Origin of the sequence: Psychrobacter sp. Ps2, from assembly GCF_022129405.1 — a bacterium.
In the GTDB taxonomy this organism is placed as follows: Bacteria; Pseudomonadota; Gammaproteobacteria; order Pseudomonadales; family Moraxellaceae; genus Psychrobacter.
Window position 1 is genome coordinate 1 of sequence record NZ_JADQAM010000053.1, and the last position, 20,414, is coordinate 20,414.

The window sequence follows — 20,414 nt, forward strand, 5'->3', positions numbered from 1 at the left end:
GTTTCTGGGGCATATTGAAAAATGAGTTAGTGTATCATCAGGATTATAAAATGAGATTCGAAGCTATCAATGACATCATTAAATATATTGAGCTTGAGTATAATGAGGAGCTATTAGCAAAGCACTGCTTTGCAGCGACGCAAGGCAAGAGCTATGCTCGCAGTGGGACTAGAATCCAAAAGGGTTTGGGCTATAAAACGCCAAGACAGGTGTGGTTTGATTTTTATCGTCAAGCTGCGTAACTAAAATCTCCCAAGTCAATGTCTACAGATTTGACAGCATAGGTCAGACGGTGATAGCTCAAATAAAATAAGCCATCACTAGAGAGTGATATCAGAAAATCCAATACTGCCGCTAAATTAGCGGCTTTCTATAGATTTAAGTATGCTACTAAACCCTATGGTTCCTTGTTTCTGCATTTGACGGTCAAATAGGCGACTGATTAATGGCAATGGTACCGTCAATCGACCCTCAGATACCCAAGTCACGTGTGTGGTGCCATCGCCCAAGTCTTTTAAGTCAATGATGCCTTTATCATGCTGCATTTTGATGGGTTTAGATTTTTCGATTTGGTATTGCATATGAGTAGGACGCTCAAACGCTGTAATCCGTTCCCAGAACTTAACGGGTCCCGTTTGAATGCTACGTAAAGCCCCGACACCATTGCGCTCCTCGTCACCTTCATTCACCAATTTAGCCACTCCCACCGCTTTAAATGAGCCATAACTGGCATGGTCACTCAGTGCTTCAAATACCTCATCAATCGGTTTTTTGACAATGCGCTCTACTTTTATTTTAAACATAATATGATCTCATTAAGATTAAAGTTATTTAGCCTACTGCCATTTTAGAAATAAATATAGCCGTCACATTGTGAAAAATTATTACCGTGAAGAGCCTCGTCCCTTTGAAGGACGCCTGCCATTAGTAGCAGGTTTACCATTGCCTCCAGATTTACCATTACTGCCTGACGGCTTACCACGACCAGTAGGACGTCCATCCCTACCTTTAGAACCTGTTGGTTTTCTAGCATCGTCCTTGGTATATGTGTTACGCCCCTTTGCTGCACCTGCTGATTTTGTAGATGGTTTTGACTTTGACGAAGCATCCGTACGAGGTTTTTTTCGTGGTGCATTGCGAGATTTCTTGTTTGAGTGATTGTCTTGCGAAGAAGAGTCTTCTACAGATTTAAGCAACACAGACAGCTCTTTTGGAGTCAAGTCCCGCCAGTCACCAACGGGAAGACCCTTAAGACTTACATTCATAATCCGCGTACGTTCAAGCTTAACGACTTCGTAGCCAAAGTGTTCACACATACGGCGAATTTGACGGTTCAAGCCTTGTACGAGCGTTATATTAAAGACATTAGGAGCTACTTTAGTCACTGGGCATTTTTTGGTCATCTTGCCAAGCATCGGTACACCGCCCGCCAGACCTTCGATAACACTATCCGTTAACGGCTTATTTACTGTAACTAGATACTCTTTCTCGTGATTATTGCCAGCACGTAGTACCTTATTGACCAAATCGCCATTATTAGTCAAAAAGATCAAACCTTGAGAATCTTTGTCCAAACGGCCAATCGGAAAAATACGCAAACTATGTCGCACAAAATCGACAATATTATTTTTCTCAGAGCTTTCCGTGGTGCTCACAATGCCCACTGGCTTATTTAATGCAATAAAAATAAAATCATCAGGCTCTCGTGGCTCAATAGGCTGCCCGTTGACTTTTACTGCATCACCAGCGACTACCTGATCACCTACCGACGCACGTTTGCCATTGATGTATACATTACCTTGTTCAATAAAGCGGTCAGCGTCTCGCCTAGAGCAAATACCACTTTCGCTGATGTATTTATTTAAACGAGTCGAGGAAGCGTTGAACATAAAGCACCGTTTTACCTGATAAGAAGCGTTTTTTGCTAAGAAAAAAGCCTAAATTGAATGGATCAACAATAACGAAATAGCTCACATTATATAGGAAATCGACTGACCCTTTGATGGGAGATGGATAAAAACCTATAAATGTATAGCGTCATGTAATTTTGAATGATGACGAAAGAACTTATTTATGAGGTTGTGAGTTTAAAAAGCCTCACCATTCATCATACGAGCAGTGAGGCTTTTTTCTAGTTTTTCAGCTATATAATTTTTCAAATCTGTTCTTTTGCTGATCACTCTACTAACTTATCTTACTCACTATTCAGCATCATCCAACAGTTTATTAAGCTCGTCCACCATTAGATCGTCAATGATACTGCCTTCTACATAGCTGATTATCTCATCCACAGTCGTCAGATCCATTTCACGAATACCTAAACTGGCTAGTTGCGCATTAATAGTTTCTAAGCTGTCGTTGTCTTCAGCGTCATCCAGCAAATCCTCTTCAAACCTACCTCTGACAAACCAATACATTTTTTCTAGTACGGTTTCTTTTTTGGTCAAAGTAGAATAACCATCACCATAAATAAATAGATTGAAATGATAAGGTATTTCTACATCATTGATAAAAAATGTACGTTGGCACTCTAATGTATAGGCTTGAATCTCTTCACTCTCAGCGCTTTCATCACTTTCGTTGTCTTCATCATATTCAATCGCCTCTTCTATCAACTCACCTAATATCTGATAGTCGCCGACTTTGATTTTATGATTATAAATAATAGCAGAGTCTGCGATTGCATCAAAAATAATGGCACTGACATCTAAGGTATGATTATCGATATCATAGAATGCTTTTAACGCTGGCAAAAACTCGGTCAGCTCTTCTTCTGGCACTTGAATGAGAAACTGCTGCTCGTATATTTTAATCATATCTTCAGGAGCATAAGTATTAGCAGTATTAGTCTCGTTTCTACCTGTTGGCTGCAAAGGTAAAAAATTATACGGGTTATGTTTGGTCATTCAGAACTGCCTTTTTGCTTAAGTTAAATTTATTAAATGTCTGTTGCTCAATCTCTAAGAGCTTTTGAACGCGCTACTATGCTTCAGTACCGTAAAACTTTAGGATTTATGGGCGTATTGTCTCTTATTCAGGCAATTTTAGATAGACAGTTATAAATATACAAGTTCAATCACTCTGGTTTATACAGACAGTTAGAATAATAAAGACTAAGAAAAGATACTAGCCAGCAGCGGCTCAATATCTTCTTCTCTTTTCTCCAGAGCTATTACATACTAATTATTAATTCACTTGCTGCCATCCTGACGTTGAATGATGCTCATCTTGATGTGCAAATAAAGGGTGAGCTTTGGCTTCATGCAAACTCAGTACAGGGGTCACACAGACATCTTTTGCTGAAAATACACGTTGCCAATGCTCAAGCGTTTGACTGGCGAATTTTTTCGCAATTGTGTTGGTCGCGGCTTCACTCTCAGGTCTATTGGGCATGATACCAAGTTGCCAGTGTATTTCTTTAAGCGACGGTAGCTCCAATACCTCACATAGCCCTTGCCAAAACTTAAGCTCCAAGGAACCAACCGCCATATGGCGCTGGTCAGCGGTTTGGTACAGTCGGTAACATGGTAATGCACCACCCAAAAAATCATGCTGCGGCAGTAGAATGTCGTTTAAGTCCTTTCCTGAAAGGCTATTAATCAGTTTGCCTGTGACCTTTGGCATGACCATATGGTTGTACAAACTGTGCGTCATGCTAATAGCAATGTGTCGCCCTCTGCCCGTACGCTGGGCAGCAAATACAGCAGCCAACAGTGCTATCACTGCTGTGTCACTACCTCCTGCTAAATCCGCAAACTGGATATTGGGCATGGCCTGCTCACCCTGCGCTGTTTTTAGCTGATCTAGTACACCGCTCATAGCCATAAAATTGATATCATGACCTGCCTTATTGGCCCAGTCATGAGTCACTTGAGAGCTATTTTTTGACTCAGCACTTTCTAAGTAGACACCTTCTGTTGAATGACAATCTGCTACGCCATAGCCAGTGATTGACACTATTACTAGCTTTGGATTGATGACATGCAAGGTCTTAGCATCTAGCCCCATTTCTGCCAAGACACCTGGGCGAAAGCTATCTAGCATCACATCAGCTTCTTTAAGATGTGCTTTTATAGCTTCAATCTCTTTGGGATCATGAAAATCATATTTTTCGGTCGTCTTACCGTGGTTTAGAGCTGCGAATAGCTCACCAAACACCCGAGCAGGATCACCTTGTTTGGGTTCGATTTTAAGGACGTCCGCGCCCAAATCTGCTAGCAAACGCGTAGCAAATGGCCCAGGTAGATTACGAGTCAGATCGATCACTCGTAACCCTTGTAGACAGTCCGCCATTTGATCATGATTTGATACATGCATGTCAGTCATCAGAGAACGCCTCGCCTTTGGCTGCCATATCTAACAAGATTTGAGCCGGCTCAAAACGCTCGCCATATTTCGCAGCCAGCTCACGGCTACGCTCAACAAATGCACTCACGCCCATCGCATTGATAAACTGTAGCGTACCACCGTACTGCGGTGCAAACCCCCAACCAAAGATAGACCCTATATTGGTATCGGCAACTGAGCGTACGACATTCTCCTCATAGCACTTAGCGGATTCATTGGCTTGAATAAACATTAGCCGATCTACCAAATCTTGCTGTGAAGGTTGCTCCGATTTTGGCAGGTACAAGTTGATAAGCTCAGGCCATAGATGCTTATCACCCTCTGTTGGATAGTCATAGAATCCTTTGCCATTTTTCTTACCTTCGCGCCCATGCTCATTGACCAATTTTTTTAGTATTTCATAAGAAGGACGCACTACGATTGGCTTACCTTCGGCTGCCATATCCGCTTGCTGCTGTTCGCTGACATGCAATGCTAGGCTTAATGACACTTCATCTTGCAATGCTAAGGGCGGCATTGGCATACCTGTTTTCAGTCCGGAAACTTCGATGCTACGTGGATGCACACCCTCTCCTAGCATCGCAATGCCCTCTGATACATAGGTGCCAAATACCCGCGAGGTATAAAAGCCATGACTATCATTGACGACGATAGGCGTTTTACCTATTTGCACAACATAGTCGAATGCTTTGGCCAATGTTGAATCGTCGGTTTGCTCGCCCATGATAATCTCAACGAGCGGCATCTTATCTACTGGCGAGAAAAAATGTAGACCGATAAACTGGTTTGGTCGCGTACTGGCTGTTGCCAGTCCAGTAATCGGTAGCGTTGAGGTGTTAGACGCATAGACGGCTGTGTTTGAAATCACTGCTTCACTTTGTTGGGTACACTTGGCTTTAATTTCTCGGTTTTCAAATACTGCTTCAATAATAAGATCACAATCTGCTAAATCATCGTAAGAGACTGTTGGCGTGATACGTTCTAGTAGAGCTTGTTTTTTCTCTTCGGTAGCGTGCTTTCGGCTGATGGCTTTATCCAAAATATTAGCAGAGTACGCTTTGCCTTTTTCAGCATTAGCAATCTCTGTGTCCAATAGCACGACATCTATACCTGCTTTGGCAGTGACATAAGCAATGCCAGCGCCCATCATGCCAGCGCCCAAGATACCGACTTTTTTAGTGGTTGTGCGTTCAAATCCTTGAGGACGAGACTGACCTTTTTTGATGCTATTCAGCTGCGTCCATAAGGTGTTGATCATGTTTCTAGATTCAGTGGACCGTACGCAAGCGGCAAAATAACGCGACTCGATCTCAAGCCCTGTATCGATATCCACTAGGCATCCTTCAAACACACAAGACATAATATGGGTGATCGCAGGATAGTTACCATGTGATTTTTGATTAGCCATGGCTGGGGCGATAGAGAATATAGGAACTACCTTTGGATGCTTGCTATCGCCGCCAGGAATTTTAAAGCCTTTCTTATCCCATGGCTGCTGCGCACTTGGATTATTTTGAATCCAGTCTTTTGCTTGCTTCAGCATATCTGCTTGATCAGTAGCAGTCGCATCAATAAGTCCGATGTCTTTTGCAGCAGCAGCGCGAAGTTCTTTGCCTTGCGTCATCAGCTCCAGTGCTGCTTGAATACCGACTAACCTTGGTAAGCGCTGAGTACCACCGCCGCCAGGTAATAAGCCCAGTTTCACCTCAGGCAAACCAAGCTTGGTCTTGGGTGTGTCAATCGCAATACGATAATGACATGCTAGCGCGAGCTCTAAACCGCCGCCTAATGCAGTTCCTGTCATAGCAGCGACCACAGGTTTGCCTGAGGTCTCAAGCTTGCGCAAACTCCCTTTTAGTTCTTCGGTCAATGCAAACGCTTGCTCGGCTGTCTTTATCTGGTTCAATTGATCAATATCTGCGCCAACCACGAAGGTTTCTTTAGCCGATGTGAGTATCAAGCCTGTAGCTGAATCATCATTGATGAAACTATCGACTATCGTGGCGAATGTCTCCGTAAAGCCATCACCGATGACATTCATTTTGCGTTTGCTTTGGTCAATCGTGACGGTGACGATACCGTCGTCATCACGCTGGGCAGAGAAGTTTTCTAATTCATTAATGGCTGTTACGCTATCTGCTGTTTGGTTAGCTGCCTGGTTATTTGTCATCATTTTTATCCCTTAAATGATTCTTTGTATATTGCGTTTTAGTCTAATTGGTTTTCAGTCTATTTTAGAGAAAGGTTAAACACGCTCGATAATAGTGGCAATTCCCATACCACCGCCCACACATAGCGTAATCATAGCGGTCTTTAAGTCACGTCGTTCTAACTCGTCAAGGACAGTTGTCATTAGCATTGCGCCTGTTGCCCCAAGCGGATGACCCATGGATATCGCACCACCGTTGACGTTGACGATATCAAGCGAGATGCCAAAATCATCAGCGGTATTCATCGGCACAGCAGCGAAGGCTTCGTTAATTTCCCAAAGGTCTATATCAGAAGCTTGCATGCCCGCTTTATCGAGAGCTTTCTGGCAAGCTGGTGTTGGACCTGCCAGCATAATGGCAGGCTCTGAACCAACAACTGAGGCCATCGTAATTTTGGCGCGTGGTTTTAGCCCTGCTTTTTGACCAGCCGCCGCGCTACCGACCAAACAAATAGCAGCCCCATCAACAATGCCTGAAGAGTTACCTGCATGATGCACATGATTGACGGTTTCAATCGTGGTGTATCTGTCCAAAATCACGCTATCAAAGCCCATTTTGCCTGGCATAATAAAAGACGGTTTAAGACCCGCTAAAGTCTCGACATTGGTATTATGACGGATGGTTTCATCTTTATCCAACAGCATCATACCGTTGATGTCGGTGACAGCGACGACAGATTTGTCGTAATACCCCTTCTCCCAAGCCTGTGCAGCGCGACGATGCGATTCGGTGGCAAAGGCATCGACATCACTACGACTAAAGCCTTTGAGCGTTGCGATGGTATCCGCACCTACGCCTTGCGGTACGAAATGCGTCGCTTCATTGACGCGCGGATCCATGTACCAAGCACCGCCATCTGAGCCCATCGGTACGCGGCTCATAGACTCGACGCCGCCTGCTACTACCATGTCTTCCATACCGGACATGACTTTGGCAGCCGCCAGATTAATGGATTCCAGACCAGAGGCACAAAATCGAGATAAGGTTAACCCAGCCACACTTTGCGCCCAACCAGCATCAATAACGGCAATACGTGCAATATCAGAGCCCTGCTCACCCACTGGCGTCACGCAGCCAAGCACCACATCGTCGACCAAACTGGTATCCAAATTGTGGCGCTGTTGCATCTCTTTTAGTAAAGTTCGCGTCAGCCAAATCGGTGACGCCTGATATAAAGAGCCGTCCTTTTTTCCTTTGCCACGCGGCGTGCGGATCGCATCGTAAATGTAAGCAGTCTCAGTCATAAAAAATCCTTTTTTTATTTTGTAAATTTTGTAAATAATGCGCTGACGTCCTATTTAGCTTGCTAGATAGGACATGGGCTTGTAACCAACCAATAAGCTACGCGGCTACATAAATCGTGAAGCCAACTCTTTCATAATCTCATTGGTACCGCCATAGATTTTTTGAACGCGCGCATCAGCATACAGTCGTGCGATAGGATACTCTGTCATATAGCCATAGCCACCAAACAGCTGAACGCATTCGTCGATGACTTCACATTGCTTTTCGGTGACCCAGTATTTGACCAATGACGCATGCGGTACAGACAGTTTATTCTCTAAAATCGCATCCATTGCGGCATCACACATGGTGCTGGCAGCGAGATAATCTGCATAGCACTCTGCCATCTTAAAGCGCGTATTTTGAAACTTCCAAATAGGTTTACCAAAGGCTTCGCGGCCTTTTACATAGTCTAACGTTAAGCTAATCGCTAGCTTCATTGAGCCGACCCCAGATAACGCAATAATTAAGCGCTCACGTGGCAGCTCCTGCATCATCTGTATGAAACCCATGCCTTCTACTGTACCCAACAGGTTCTTTTGCGGCACACGTACATTGCTAAAGAACAGCTCTGAGGTATCCTGCGATGTCAGACCAATCTTGTCGAGATTGCGGCCACGCTCAAACCCTTCTACTTTATCCGTTTCTACGATGATAAGTGAGACACCTTGAGCGCCTTTTTCACGGTCTGTTTTACACGCTAATAAGATAAGATTGGCATGCTGACCATTGGTAATAAAGGTCTTAGAGCCATTGATAATGTAGTCATCACCGTCTTTTACTGCATAGGTTTTGATGTTTTGTAGGTCGGAGCCAGTGCCAGGCTCGGTCATGGCGATAGCACCAATATATTTGCCCGTTGCCATTTTGGGTAGCCATGCTTGTTTTTGTTCTTCAGTACCGTGGTCTAAAATATAAGGCGCGACAATACCTGAATGTACCATACCGCCAAATCCCGATTGATTGGCTTCGGTCTGTGCGTAGATAAGCGCCGCTTCATGACCAAAATCCCCGCCGCCGCCGCCATACTCAGCTGGTATCGCTGCACACAAAAACCCCATCTCGCCTGCCTCTTCCCACGCAGCGCGATCAATCATGCCGTTTTTGCGCCACTGCTCATCTTTAGGATCCCAAGATTGAAACATTTTTAAGGCGCTGTCATACACCATCTGGTGCTCTTCGGTCATCCAGTTTGGGGTAAATTTTTCGATACTCATGATGTCTATCCTTGACAAGGTGAAGTGAATAACAACTATATAGTCAAGTCTATATAAATCTGCTACATCGTCATCCTCGCTAAGCATACTAATGTATAACTTGCACTCGGTTTCCTTGTATCGAAATTATATTGAACTGACTATAGCTAAGCCGTTTTTTAAAATATGGTAATTTATATTACCGTTATAAATATACTATAAATGCTTTGTATTTATTAATATATGAGTCTTATACTAGGCTACGAAAAACCACTTCGCAATCAATTAAATAAAAATGGTAATTTACATTACTTGTTAATTTAATCACGTTAAATTATCGAGCAAATCATTTAATTGATAGGACATATCAAATAGCCAATACTTTAAGAAGCAATAAATATGAAAACCTCTCATCAGTCAGATAGCCTCATGCAAAATCGATCTCTAGCTCCCCTATCCGATATGCGGCCTGCAACTTTGAACAAAATTGAACAGGCCGTTCGTAAAGTCTTCGCAGGATTTGACGCTAATGAGGTGACGATGGTGCAGATTGCAAAGTCTGCAAATGTCTCTTTGCAAACGCTCTACAAGTACTTCGGGGATAAGCAAACGCTGTTTTATACCATTATGGATATTGTGCTCGGCAGATTAGCCGCTAGAATTATGGATCATTTGCAAGGGATTGATAGCGTACAAGATCGTCTACGTAAGACACTGTGGGTCTGCTTTGATTTTGTCGACTCGCATCCAGATGCGGTGATGGTGCTGTCTTCTGTCTCGGCCTCGCGTATACGTAATATCGCGATCTATGAAAACAAAGAGCTAATTGGCGCGTTTTTGGCGGTATTAGAAGATGGTCAAAATCGTGGGGTGCTCAATGACACTGTCCCACTGCACATACTCTTCGATGTGTTTATGGGATTTATTAGTCGACTTGGCTTAATGCATACCATTCGCCAAACAGAGACGCCATTAAATGTAGAGTTTGATGCGCTATTTGTGATTTTATGGCGCGCCATCTCTAAACCTGAAGCATTAAACAAAAAATTTAATGCAAAGAACCAAAAAGCCCCACGATAAAGTGAGGCTTTTTTATACTGAGTCTTCTAATTTATACTAAGGCTTCTTAGTCGATGAGCTTAGATTATTACACTCTTCATATACTCACAGCATTTTAGATACTGCTGGATTTTGGTAAGCCATAATCTGCATGATCAACCACATGGTTGTTTTGTTCAATCGTCAGTCGATAACCTTTGATAACACCATCGTATGGCAAACTGCCCTCATACTGCTGATAATGCTCGCAGATGCTGTCTTGAATCACTGATTTACGTTGAGCATCGTCTAATTTGGCAAATCCATTTGGGAGACGTATGTGAGCCAAACGTGCAGCATTACTACGAGACACCCAATTATCGACACTCGTAAATGTAAAATCTACTTCCGCTCTTAAGCTATATATGGGTAGCGTATTAGAATAATTCGCCAAGTCATATTTAATCTGAGCGATATCCTCTGCAAATGGCTGATAAGGTATCTCAAGCACAGCAAATAATTTTGCCAAAAACTCATCAGCGGTAAAGTGTTTGTCCATATAGCTACCATCAAGTCCAAGGAATTTGCTCGACAGTACATGGCGCAGGCGGTCATAGGCAGGTATGGTATGTTTAAGAGGATAGCCCATTTGCTTGACGATATCTTGCGGGCGCAGCTCAAGCGACTCTATTTGGTTGATGATATATTGCGCTAGAGAATGGCGTGGGTGATAACGACGGGTATATTTAGATGGATTAGCAATGTGGCTCATGATATTGAACACCTTAGACTCCTGTAACTCCGACGAAAAAGTATGATATACGCCCAAATAGGCAAAAAATCAGGCACAAATGAGGTTGTCGGAGTACAGGCTCATGCGCTTTACCAGAGTTGTTTTATATCGTGCTGGAAGTTGCAAGGTTTGTCACGCCACCATTAGACTATTGTCATGGTCGGCAATAACAAAACTGTTAAACCCACGATAGATCGTTCAACGATGATAGCACATCAGATGACAAAAAATAAATACCGATATTTGTGACCGTTTGTGAATAATTCTTTTTCACTTTGCGCATTCAATCTTAGACATTTCGATGCATCATTTGTTCATGTATTAAAAAGAGGCACAACATCGAAATGTTAAGGTTGAAGTATTAAAAATTATGCTCGATAGCCTAACGATTGACATCAACAACTATTCGACCACGAACCTTACCATCCAACAACTCGCTTGCTGTCGGAATGACTTCGCTTAGACCAATCTCTCTGGTGATCGCATCCAATTGCGTCATATCCAAGCTTGTGCTCAAACGCTGCCATGCTTCTACACGCTCATCATAAGGTCGTGTCACACTATTGATACCAAGTAAACTAACACCGCGTAAAATAAACGGCGCAACAGTAGCAGGGAAATCCATGCCTTGAGCCAGTCCACAAGTAGCGACTAAACCATCTTCACAGGTACTGGCACAAACGTTGGCCAGCGTATGACTACCAACAGAATCAATTGCTGCGGCCCATTTCTCTTTTCCAAGCGCACGTCCCGGACTATTCAACTCTGATCGGTCAATGAGCGTCGTTGCACCAAGGCTCTTTAGGTATTCCGCTTCTTCTAGACGTCCCGTAGAGGCTGTGACAGAGTAACCTTGGTTTGCTAGAAGTGCGATAGCAAAACTGCCAACGCCGCCATTAGCACCCGTCACCAATACTTCGCCACTCTCTGGTGTGAGTCCATGACGCTCTAATGCGATTATACAAAGCATTGCGGTATATCCTGCTGTACCTATCGCCATTGCTTGACGTTCAGTCATCGACTCAGGGAGCGGGATCAGCCAGTCACCGTTTAATCGTGCTTTTTGTGATAGACCGCCCCAATACTTCTCACCCACACTCCAACCATTTAACAACACCTTGTCGCCAACTTTGTAGCGAGGATGACTGCTTGTTTCGACAGTACCCGCTAAATCTATACCTGGAACCATTGGAAATTGACGTACCACAGGACTACGACCCGTAATGGCCAATCCGTCCTTGTAATTGAGCGTACTAAATGCCACACGAACCGTGACATCACCCTCAGGCAATTGCGTGTCCTGTATCTCAGTCAGACTAGACTGATAAACATCGTCATTTTTTTCAATAAATATTGCTTTAAACATAGCAGCTCCTATTTAGACCAATCGTCTATAAATGAGTAAAAAATAATTTAGACCAGTCGTCTAAAAATATAGATAAAAAATTACTTCTGTATTCCTGCTACAAAACCTCGGAAAAAAGTATCTAACGGACTGACATCTTGCGTCAACTTAGCACGCAAAACCGCACCTTCCCAACCAATCCAAAAGAAAGCAGCAAGCTCATCACAATCACTATGAGAATGTATTTGTCCTTGTTGTACTGCTAGGCGTAAACAAGCTGCTAAACGCTCCTGCCAATCAAGCAATATACTTTCTAGCTCACAACGAAAACTGTCAGGCAACACGATAATCTCTTGACCCAAGTTACCTACTAAGCAGCCGCGTCGAAATTCATGCTTAATCATTCCTGACTTAGCATCCTCAACAAAGTCACTGATGCGCTGCATAGGAGACACTTGCTCGTTTAAAAAACAATGATCTAGCTTGCGAGCAAAATATAACGCGTATTGCTGCAACACTTCCTGTCCAAATGCTTCTTTGTTTTTGAAGTAATTGTAGAAGGAACCTTTAGGTACATTGATACGTTTGAGTACGGCATCGATACCAGTCGTCGCAAAGCCTTGCTCTGTCAGCATCTCCATCCCAGATCTCAAAAGAGCCTCACGGGTATCCGTAAACTCTCGTTCAACATTAGGTGGACGCCCTCGGCGGGCTTTTGGCTTAATCATTGTCATGCATAGATATTATGACCGATCGTCTTTAATGTCAATCGATTATTTTTAGTGGTTTATTTATCCTTCAGTCGCTTGAGTTTTTTGACTGTCCTTACTATCAGTCCTCACCATGATACGTTGCCTCATCCATCCAAACGATGGGATCTTCACACAAATGAGTTAAGTGATACCAAATATCATTACTACGGGCGATACGGTGGTGACCGCCTTCAAAATAATCGACGTCCCAGCTATCAGGCAGATTCACTAAGGTTCGTCTAGCGACTGCCACATCAAGACTTTCATCATCGACTTCTACCATAACCCGCACCATCTCAGTATTGGTAGTGGGAAAAGACAGCTTCATATCGGCCACTACTGGGATACGGTCAGCCAATATCTCACTTGGATAGATACAAGGCGCAATCAATAGTGCCCGCAAGTTGTATTTATGCGTAAAATGATTGGCAAACCAACCACCAAGCGAGTGCCCTGCCAACACCTCTCGCGGGTACTGTGCGATTTTCTCGCGAATCAATGCATCATAAATCTCAAATACTTCTGCAAAATTCTCTCGATAATTGACCGTTTGACAGTATTTTGGCTCACGCGTGATACAAGTATATTTACTGGTCTTATTGCTTGAATCAAGACCATGAAAAAACAATAAAAACGTATCGTTGTTTTCAATAGGAAACATCATAAGGTTCTCCTTTTTTAATCATTATTTAGGTTTGCTCTTGGTAATTTAGTTTATAAATTAAACTGGTTTTTGGGTGGCAACATGCGCTTGGTACAAGCTCAAAAGCTCCTCACAAGCTTGCACTGAGATATTTTTTGCAAAACCTTCGTTAAACCAAAAGTCATAAACCGCTTGGACAACGGCTTTTACCGCTTTCGCATTTTCTGGCTTTTGTTCTATTAGTTTCATCGCAATGTCTTGCGCTTGTATATCCGACTCGCTATAGGGCGCGCTCCAGCCCACGCCATAACGATAGAGCACATCATTGATTGCCAATATGAATATGGCATTTGATATGCCAAATGACCCGATAAGCCTGTCAAGCATTGCACAGCGCTCTTCATAAATACTGACCTCTATCGGCATATCAGCTTGATCAAACAAACAGTCACAATTCACCATGTGCGAGGGTTTACTAAAATCATCCCACACCAATGGGTAAGTTCCTCGAATCCCGCCTTTTTCCACTACATTAAATTGCCAAATCGCATAATGAGTATCTGGCCCCTTATAGGGCACATGTATGAACCACTGCATCATCGCATCACTGTCATACATAATATGAGTGCTACCAATTCGCACGCCCTGCTTAGGCAATACATCCTGATATACGCTATTTATGTCATCACTATAGAGCGTCACTTTACGTAAGTTTTCATCACTGGTATCGCCTAGCTTTGCTCGTGCTTCAGTTATGTTTCGATAGGGTTTAAAGGGCGCTACCCAACTAAGCGTCTCATTAGTATTGTTCACGAAATAAATATCATCTTCATAACTGTCTACAGAAACCGTTTCGAGGTAAAACAATGGCTGTTTTCGTATTCGGCCTTTCTCATCATTTGCTAGTGCCGTTATACCAGATAGCTTTGAGCCACCCGACCACTTAAAATTATCTAACCGTTTTTGTTCAAACTGATACGTTAATGTCGTCATATTTATATCCTTATTATTTTGACTGGTTGTTTAGCTGCAGTTTTTCGTTGTTGTTATATTCTGAGTGCCGATTTCAAGCCAGCCGAGCCTATTCGCCATTGTTTAAATGACGTCATTATCTATAAAGTTAAGTAAATTAATCGACTTGGTAAGGTAGTAGCTTTTAATTCTGATAGGCTTTTTAGACACAGCTTTTCGCTGTTACATTGCTAATATTTTTGCAACGCCAACGAGTTTTTTCTACTAAGTTTCTTGTTTATCAATATGATGGTTTGTAGAATTTGTAAGGGCGCAGAAGTTTAGGATTAAACGTAAATAACACTACTAGAAAGACTTCGCTAAAATAGCGTTTCAAAAACTTAGTTAAGAAGTGAAGCGTTGCGCTCCGAGGGTTAACTGGTTTTTATCTCATGTCATTTTGCCTGACCTAATCACTATAGTATAAGCTCACATAAAAATAAAGCGGTTTAAAACCTTATACGACAACTGGTGTCGCTTCTTTTTAAATGAATTGTAGTTTAGTCATTAGCAAGTATCCCAACGCAATAAGTATCATTATCGACAGTTTCATATTACTCAAGTATCCTCAATAAACGTCCAATTAACAATCCTTATCAAAAAACACCTTCCAAGATTAACGCTGACTTGCTATCTTGCCTCGCGACTCCCGTCTTTAAGCATATCTGCCCTATTTTGACCTACTACTACACACAGTATTAGCATCTACTTTGTATTGGATTTTATGACACATAACATTAAGGCCAGCTCAAACGCTCGCCGAACTCAGTATTTTCAAGTATTTTTGATGGGCGTTAGTGCCTTTATAATGAACACCACAGAATTTGTCCCTGTGGCGCTGTTGAGCGACATTGCCCAAGATTTCTCTATTACGACGGCAGAGACTGGCTGGATGTTAACACTCTATGCTTGGATTGTCGCTGCAATGTCGTTGCCACTAATGCTATTGACCAGTCGATTTGAGCGCAAGCGCTTGCTCTTGGGTCTTTTTGCCGTATTCATTGCCAGTCACGTACTGTCCGTATTTGCATGGAGCTTTGACGTGCTGCTCATTAGCCGAGTTGGGATTGCGTTATCGCATGCGATATTTTGGTCCATCACGGCCGCAATCGCGATACGTGTCGCACCTGAAGGCAAAAAAGCCATGGCGCTTAGCGTACTGGCGACGGGTACGTCGTTAGCAATGGTACTGGGTGTGCCGCTGGGGCGTTTGGTTGGGCAATGGTTTGGTTGGAGAGCGACATTTGGCGGTATTGGCGTCATTGCCTTAATTGTATTTATTCTACAAGCGAGACTCTTACCAACGCTACCTAGTATGTTTGAGGGGTCTTTTAGAAAGATTCCAGAACTCCTTAAAAATCCCCTATTATTCTGTCTATACCTGCTTATCTTATTGGTCTTTACAGCGCACTACACAGCTTATTCTTATATAGAACCATTCATGCGCCAAGTCGGTAATATCAGTGAAAACGCTGCGACTTTTGTACTGTTATTATTCGGTGCAGCTGGACTTGTAGGCAGTGTTATTTTCAGTCGGTGGGGTGATCGGTTCAATACCAGATTGATGCTGATATCGACCATACTGATGCTCGTGTCTATGCTTGCACTATTGCTAGCAGTGGCCTCTGTATGGGCGCTCAGCTTTATCGCCTTGCTTTGGGGCACGGCACTCATGCTACTGATTATCTCGATGCAAGCCAAAGTCATCATGGTCGATGTCAATGCGCAAGACATGCTGATGTCGATGTTTTCAGGTATTATTAATTTGGGGATTGGTACGGGTGCACTATTCGGTGGTTATGCCGTGACGCATCTTTCACTATCTAGCGTAGGATACACAGGTGCGGCTATCGCAGTTGTGGCATTACTCTTAATGCTATTTATGATCAAGCGCTTTCCTGAGTTGAGTAAGCGACTTGGCTAGCTAATAAACTGATATTAGATAGTATCCAAAAAACAGCAGACAGTAAGTAACCGTCAGAAAATAACAAGCAGAATGCCAGCCATATAAATGGGCTGGCATTTTCTTTATGTGTGAATACAACGATATAGCCTACAAATCATTTCAAGGATTTCTTAGACACCGATTGAACGAACGTTCAGGTGCGGTTATACTAATTTTATTGGACATAAGTATACTTAGGCTATAAGTGTATTTAATAAAGGACTGATAGGGATTGAGCACAAAAGGATGAGTGTGAAATGGATACTATTCAAAACAAGGAAGTCATTACCTACAATTTAAATTTAGTGACGATATATATTGCGAATTTTCAACTTGTTGGAGATTCGTGATGCCTGATGGAATGATGCAACAAGACAATCCAGATCAAGGAAACCAAGATAACACTGCGCCTCTTAAGCTAGGCAGGTTGCATTATGCTTGGATCGTTGCCGTTACAGGCTCTGTAGCAATGTTCTGCGGACTTGGGTTAGGACGATTCGCATTTGGCATGTTACTGCCGTCCATGTCGGCTTCTTTAGGGTTAAATTATACTCAAAGTGGAATCTTGGGATTCACTAACCTGATAGGATATCTGGTTGCAGTGCTTCTAAGCCCTTTTATTCTATCTCGGCTGGGTACTCGAACGACTGCGACGGCAAGCCTCCTCCTCATTGCTGTCTCTATGTTCGGTATGGCTTTTACCACCAGTTTTCCAATACTTTGCGCACTCTATGTGTTGACAGGCATTGGTAGCGGCGGCGTGGTCTTACCAATGATGAGCGTCATGTCGCATTGGTTTTTTCCTTCACACCGCGGGCTCGCTCTAGGATTGGTCATGGCGGGACCCGGCTTTGGTATCATTTTATCAGGCTTTGTCGTACCCAAACTCTTACCCATCTCTACTCTACTGTCTTGGCAAACAGGTTGGCTAATTTTTGCCGTGATTAATGTTGCGGTAGCTTGGCTTACCTTTACTTTGATTCGCAATCATCCAGACGATGTCAGCCAAAGCCCTTTTGGGCGCGCACCTACGTTACCTGTTAAAAATAATAAAAAGCTAGAACGTAGCAATATTAAGCTGCTCGTACATTTAGGTGTCATCTTTGCTATTTATGGCGCCACCTATATGGTTTACGTCACCTTCATTGTCACCAGTATGGTTGGCTCGTATCAACTAAGTGAAGCGACTGCTGGTGGTGTTTGGGCATGGATTGGACTGCTGAGCATGTTCTCAGGCATGTTGTTTGGCTGGATTTCTGACCATATTGGTAGACGCCTTGGTCTGACGCTGGCTTTTTTCTTCCTTGCCATCGCTTATCTGTTGGTCGGACTTACTGATTGGAGTTTAGGGCTATATTTGTCCATTATCTTGTTTGGCCTAGTGGTTTGGAGTGTGCCTGTCATTATGGCAGCTTCTGCAGGCGATTATTTCGGGCCTGCGGCAGCAGCGAGTGCACTTGCGGCACTGACTTTTGCCTTTTCAGGTGGACAGGCTCTCGGGCCAGTGGCAGCAGGCTATCTTGCAGAAGCCACTGGAGACTTTAGTATCAGTTATATGATATCTGGTATCGCCGCTTTTGTAGCGCTTGGACTTGCCTTATTATTGCGTCCACAAAAACAAGCTTAATTCCAGTCTCTATAGTATTGATACTCCTAACTATACTTTGCTCTTGCTGCCAGTGACATCTGTATGCGCATTTGGCCTGATTATCTTACTGTGGAGTGCTGTTTTGATACTGTTTATGATTGGGCTATTTTCTTGCAATTTTACAATCAAAACGATTGCTAGCTTTCTAAAAAGTGGTTACACTCGGTTGACAAACTATTACATTGATGATAAGGAAGTCGCTATGCCTCGTAATACCTCACGTTCTAAAATTAGCCATACCACTCTTAAAACTTTTACCAAAAGCATGCTTGCTATCAGCCTATCTATCGCTGGTATTTCTCACGCAAATGCTTATGACAGTGTCACCTTTTTCGGTGATAGCCTGACCGATGGTGGCTATTTTAGTTCCATAACTCAAGGTAACTTAGGGCTCACAGAATCAGGTCAGTTCACTACCAACCCCGATAACACATGGGCGACCTCATTCGCTGAGCAGCTAGGTACCACGGCTGTTCCCATTGTCTATCTTGGAAATCAAACTGGCAATAACTACGCTATTGGCGGGGCAAGAGCCGGTGAAGAAGTTATAAATACAGATTTTGGATTTCCAGTGGATGTAGCCTCTGCCAAAACTCAAACAACCAATTATTTAGCCAATAACAAAGTAGACCCTAATGGTCTATATGTAGTATGGGCCGGTGCAAATGATTTACGTGAAGCGGCTGAAGCTGAAGATCCTGCTAATGCTCAAGCGACCATACTTGGCGCAGTAGAAAGACAGACCGAAACGATTCAGGCACTAAAAGACAATGGTGCCAAATATATTTTAGTGCCTAATATTCCTGATATTGGTTTGACCCCTGAAGCTATTGGTCAAGGACCTATTGCTCAGGCGCAAAGTACTGGCGCTACCAGGCTATACAATCAATTTATGCTGAGTGGCGTAGCGGGTACTGGGGCTAATATCATCCCGTTAGACACTTTTAGCTTATTACAACAAATCGCTAGTAATCCTACAGCTTATGGATTTACTAATATGACCACGCCAGCCTGTACTAAAGATTTGTTTGCTAATAGCTCATTATTTTGCGGGTCAAGCAACCTAGAAACACCTGATGCCAGCGAAACCTACTTCTTCGCTGATGGTATTCACCCGACTGGTCAAGCACATCAAATGATCGCCGACTATGCAAATGCTGTTGTCACTGCGCCTAGCTTAATCGGCGTTTTGCCACATATTGCAACGACAACCGGGCTTGCAACCAATGAGCGCTTACAGTCACACGTCAACCAAATCCAAAACAATGAGCAACAACCTGCCCGTACGCTATGGGCCGTCGGTGAAGTCGCTAACCAAGAAATTGCAGGGTTTGATGGTGATAATAATACCCAAGTATTGCTTGGCGTAGATTTTGCTCATCCTAACTCAGCCAATGCAGTAACAGGCTTATACGGCAATATCACTCAAAAAGACTTTGAAAACTCAGACGTTGGCACAGGTTTGAGTGATATTGATCTGGGAGAGATCGGTTTTGGTGTCTATCATAGCAACAAGTTTGGCGGTTTACAGATCAATGGTGCTGCAGGATTTGGCAACATGGATGTCGATGTCACACGTACTGTCACACTTGGTAGTAACCAACAGCAGTTTAAGTCAAATGCTGATGGCAAGCGCTTTTATGCCAACTTGCAGGCAGGCTACCCAATGCAAGTGAGCAATATTGCCGTCACGCCTTATATCGGTGCAACAGCGAGCCGCGTAAAAATTGACGGACTCAAAGAAAAAGAGATGTCTGGCATTGCTATGCAGTTCGATGAGCAGAAATACTCTACGACATATGGCAAGCTTGGTCTCAAAGCCAATCATAGCTTGATGGAGAACCTAAACTTATTTGGTGACATTCATTACCAAAAGCAGCTGAGTGATAATCGTGAAGCAGTAACCGCACGTTTGAATACGCTACCAAATATCAGCTTTGAGACGCCTATGGTCGAAACTGATGATGATAATGTTGCTATGACACTTGGCCTATCTAGAAGCTTTGGCCTCTTAAATGCCAACGTTGGTGTCACACATTCACAAGGTAATGACGATGACTCAACCAGCTTATTCGTTGGACTTAATGGTGCATTCTAAATAAGTTGTTAATCTAGAAGAATGGTATAGGTGACAATTAATCGCCTATACCATTATAAATTCAAAAAAAACCTAATAACCTACTACAGCTTTTGCTCTATAAA

16 protein-coding genes and 1 pseudogene are annotated in these 20,414 nt (G+C 43.2%); 5 read left to right on the top strand and 12 right to left on the bottom strand.

Features of this window, described 5'->3' with window-relative positions:
- Nucleotides 1-242, top strand: a pseudogene (locus I3254_RS07475) (hypothetical protein); the annotation flags it as partial.
- 117 nt (nucleotides 243-359) lie between these two features.
- Here the strand turns inward: I3254_RS07475 and I3254_RS07480 are convergent.
- The 7 genes from I3254_RS07480 to I3254_RS07510 all read right to left on the bottom strand — a co-directional run bounded on the left by I3254_RS07480 (nucleotide 360) and on the right by I3254_RS07510 (nucleotide 9,058).
- Nucleotides 360-803 (bottom strand): SRPBCC family protein, encoded by a 444-nt coding sequence (locus tag I3254_RS07480; protein WP_238052304.1) that lies wholly within the window; start codon nucleotides 801-803, stop codon nucleotides 360-362.
- Nucleotides 804-884: 81 nt separating this feature from the next.
- Nucleotides 885-1,889, bottom strand: coding sequence for a 23S rRNA pseudouridine(2604) synthase RluF (gene rluF / locus I3254_RS07485; RefSeq protein WP_238052305.1), 1,005 nt, complete (start codon nucleotides 1,887-1,889; stop codon nucleotides 885-887).
- A 312-nt stretch (nucleotides 1,890-2,201) separates the two neighbouring features.
- On the bottom strand, nucleotides 2,202-2,906 hold the full coding sequence (locus I3254_RS07490; protein WP_238052306.1) for a hypothetical protein: 705 nt from the start codon (nucleotides 2,904-2,906) through the stop codon (nucleotides 2,202-2,204).
- A gap of 280 nt (nucleotides 2,907-3,186) precedes the next feature.
- On the bottom strand, nucleotides 3,187-4,326 hold the full coding sequence (locus I3254_RS07495; protein ID WP_238052307.1) for a CaiB/BaiF CoA-transferase family protein: 1,140 nt from the start codon (nucleotides 4,324-4,326) through the stop codon (nucleotides 3,187-3,189).
- Nucleotides 4,319-6,520: a 3-hydroxyacyl-CoA dehydrogenase NAD-binding domain-containing protein gene (locus I3254_RS07500; RefSeq protein ID WP_238052309.1), complete on the bottom strand. Its 2,202-nt coding sequence runs from the start codon at nucleotides 6,518-6,520 to the stop codon at nucleotides 4,319-4,321. The genes I3254_RS07495 and I3254_RS07500 overlap by 8 nt, the downstream gene beginning before the upstream one ends.
- Before the next feature lie 72 nt (nucleotides 6,521-6,592).
- On the bottom strand, nucleotides 6,593-7,801 hold the full coding sequence (locus I3254_RS07505) for an acetyl-CoA C-acetyltransferase (protein WP_238052310.1): 1,209 nt from the start codon (nucleotides 7,799-7,801) through the stop codon (nucleotides 6,593-6,595).
- A 105-nt stretch (nucleotides 7,802-7,906) separates the two neighbouring features.
- Entirely contained in the window at nucleotides 7,907-9,058 is a 1,152-nt protein-coding gene (locus tag I3254_RS07510) for an acyl-CoA dehydrogenase family protein (protein WP_238052311.1), read from the bottom strand.
- Between the two features lie 378 nt (nucleotides 9,059-9,436).
- On the opposite strand from I3254_RS07510, the gene I3254_RS07515 reads away from it, so the two are divergent.
- Nucleotides 9,437-10,117, top strand: a complete 681-nt coding sequence (locus I3254_RS07515; protein WP_238052312.1) for a TetR/AcrR family transcriptional regulator — start codon at nucleotides 9,437-9,439, stop codon at nucleotides 10,115-10,117.
- 94 nt (nucleotides 10,118-10,211) lie between these two features.
- Here I3254_RS07515 and I3254_RS07520 read toward each other — a convergent pair whose 3' ends face one another.
- From I3254_RS07520 to I3254_RS07540, 5 genes are all read right to left on the bottom strand, one after another.
- Nucleotides 10,212-10,847: a hypothetical protein gene (locus I3254_RS07520; RefSeq protein ID WP_238052313.1), complete on the bottom strand. Its 636-nt coding sequence runs from the start codon at nucleotides 10,845-10,847 to the stop codon at nucleotides 10,212-10,214.
- A 403-nt stretch (nucleotides 10,848-11,250) separates the two neighbouring features.
- Entirely contained in the window at nucleotides 11,251-12,234 is a 984-nt protein-coding gene (locus tag I3254_RS07525) for an MDR family oxidoreductase (RefSeq protein ID WP_238052314.1), read from the bottom strand.
- An 80-nt stretch (nucleotides 12,235-12,314) separates the two neighbouring features.
- Nucleotides 12,315-12,941, bottom strand: a complete 627-nt coding sequence (locus tag I3254_RS07530; RefSeq protein WP_238052315.1) for a TetR/AcrR family transcriptional regulator — start codon at nucleotides 12,939-12,941, stop codon at nucleotides 12,315-12,317.
- 103 nt (nucleotides 12,942-13,044) lie between these two features.
- Nucleotides 13,045-13,629 carry a YqiA/YcfP family alpha/beta fold hydrolase gene (locus tag I3254_RS07535; protein WP_238052316.1) on the bottom strand — a complete coding sequence of 195 codons (585 nt, stop codon included), beginning with the start codon at nucleotides 13,627-13,629 and terminating at the stop codon, nucleotides 13,045-13,047.
- 57 nt (nucleotides 13,630-13,686) lie between these two features.
- Nucleotides 13,687-14,601, bottom strand: a complete 915-nt coding sequence (locus tag I3254_RS07540) for a hypothetical protein (RefSeq protein WP_238052317.1) — start codon at nucleotides 14,599-14,601, stop codon at nucleotides 13,687-13,689.
- Nucleotides 14,602-15,343: 742 nt separating this feature from the next.
- Between I3254_RS07540 and I3254_RS07545 the strand changes: the two genes are divergently transcribed.
- The 3 genes from I3254_RS07545 (at nucleotide 15,344) to I3254_RS07555 (ending at nucleotide 20,310) form a co-directional block, all read left to right on the top strand.
- A complete protein-coding gene (locus I3254_RS07545) occupies nucleotides 15,344-16,543 on the top strand; it encodes a sugar transporter (protein WP_238052318.1) in 1,200 nt (399 codons plus the stop codon).
- Between the two features lie 370 nt (nucleotides 16,544-16,913).
- A complete protein-coding gene (locus I3254_RS07550) occupies nucleotides 16,914-18,191 on the top strand; it encodes an MFS transporter (protein ID WP_238052319.1) in 1,278 nt (425 codons plus the stop codon).
- 223 nt (nucleotides 18,192-18,414) lie between these two features.
- Nucleotides 18,415-20,310 (top strand): autotransporter domain-containing protein, encoded by a 1,896-nt coding sequence (locus I3254_RS07555; RefSeq protein ID WP_238052320.1) that lies wholly within the window; start codon nucleotides 18,415-18,417, stop codon nucleotides 20,308-20,310.
- Nucleotides 20,311-20,414: the final 104 nt, after the last annotated feature.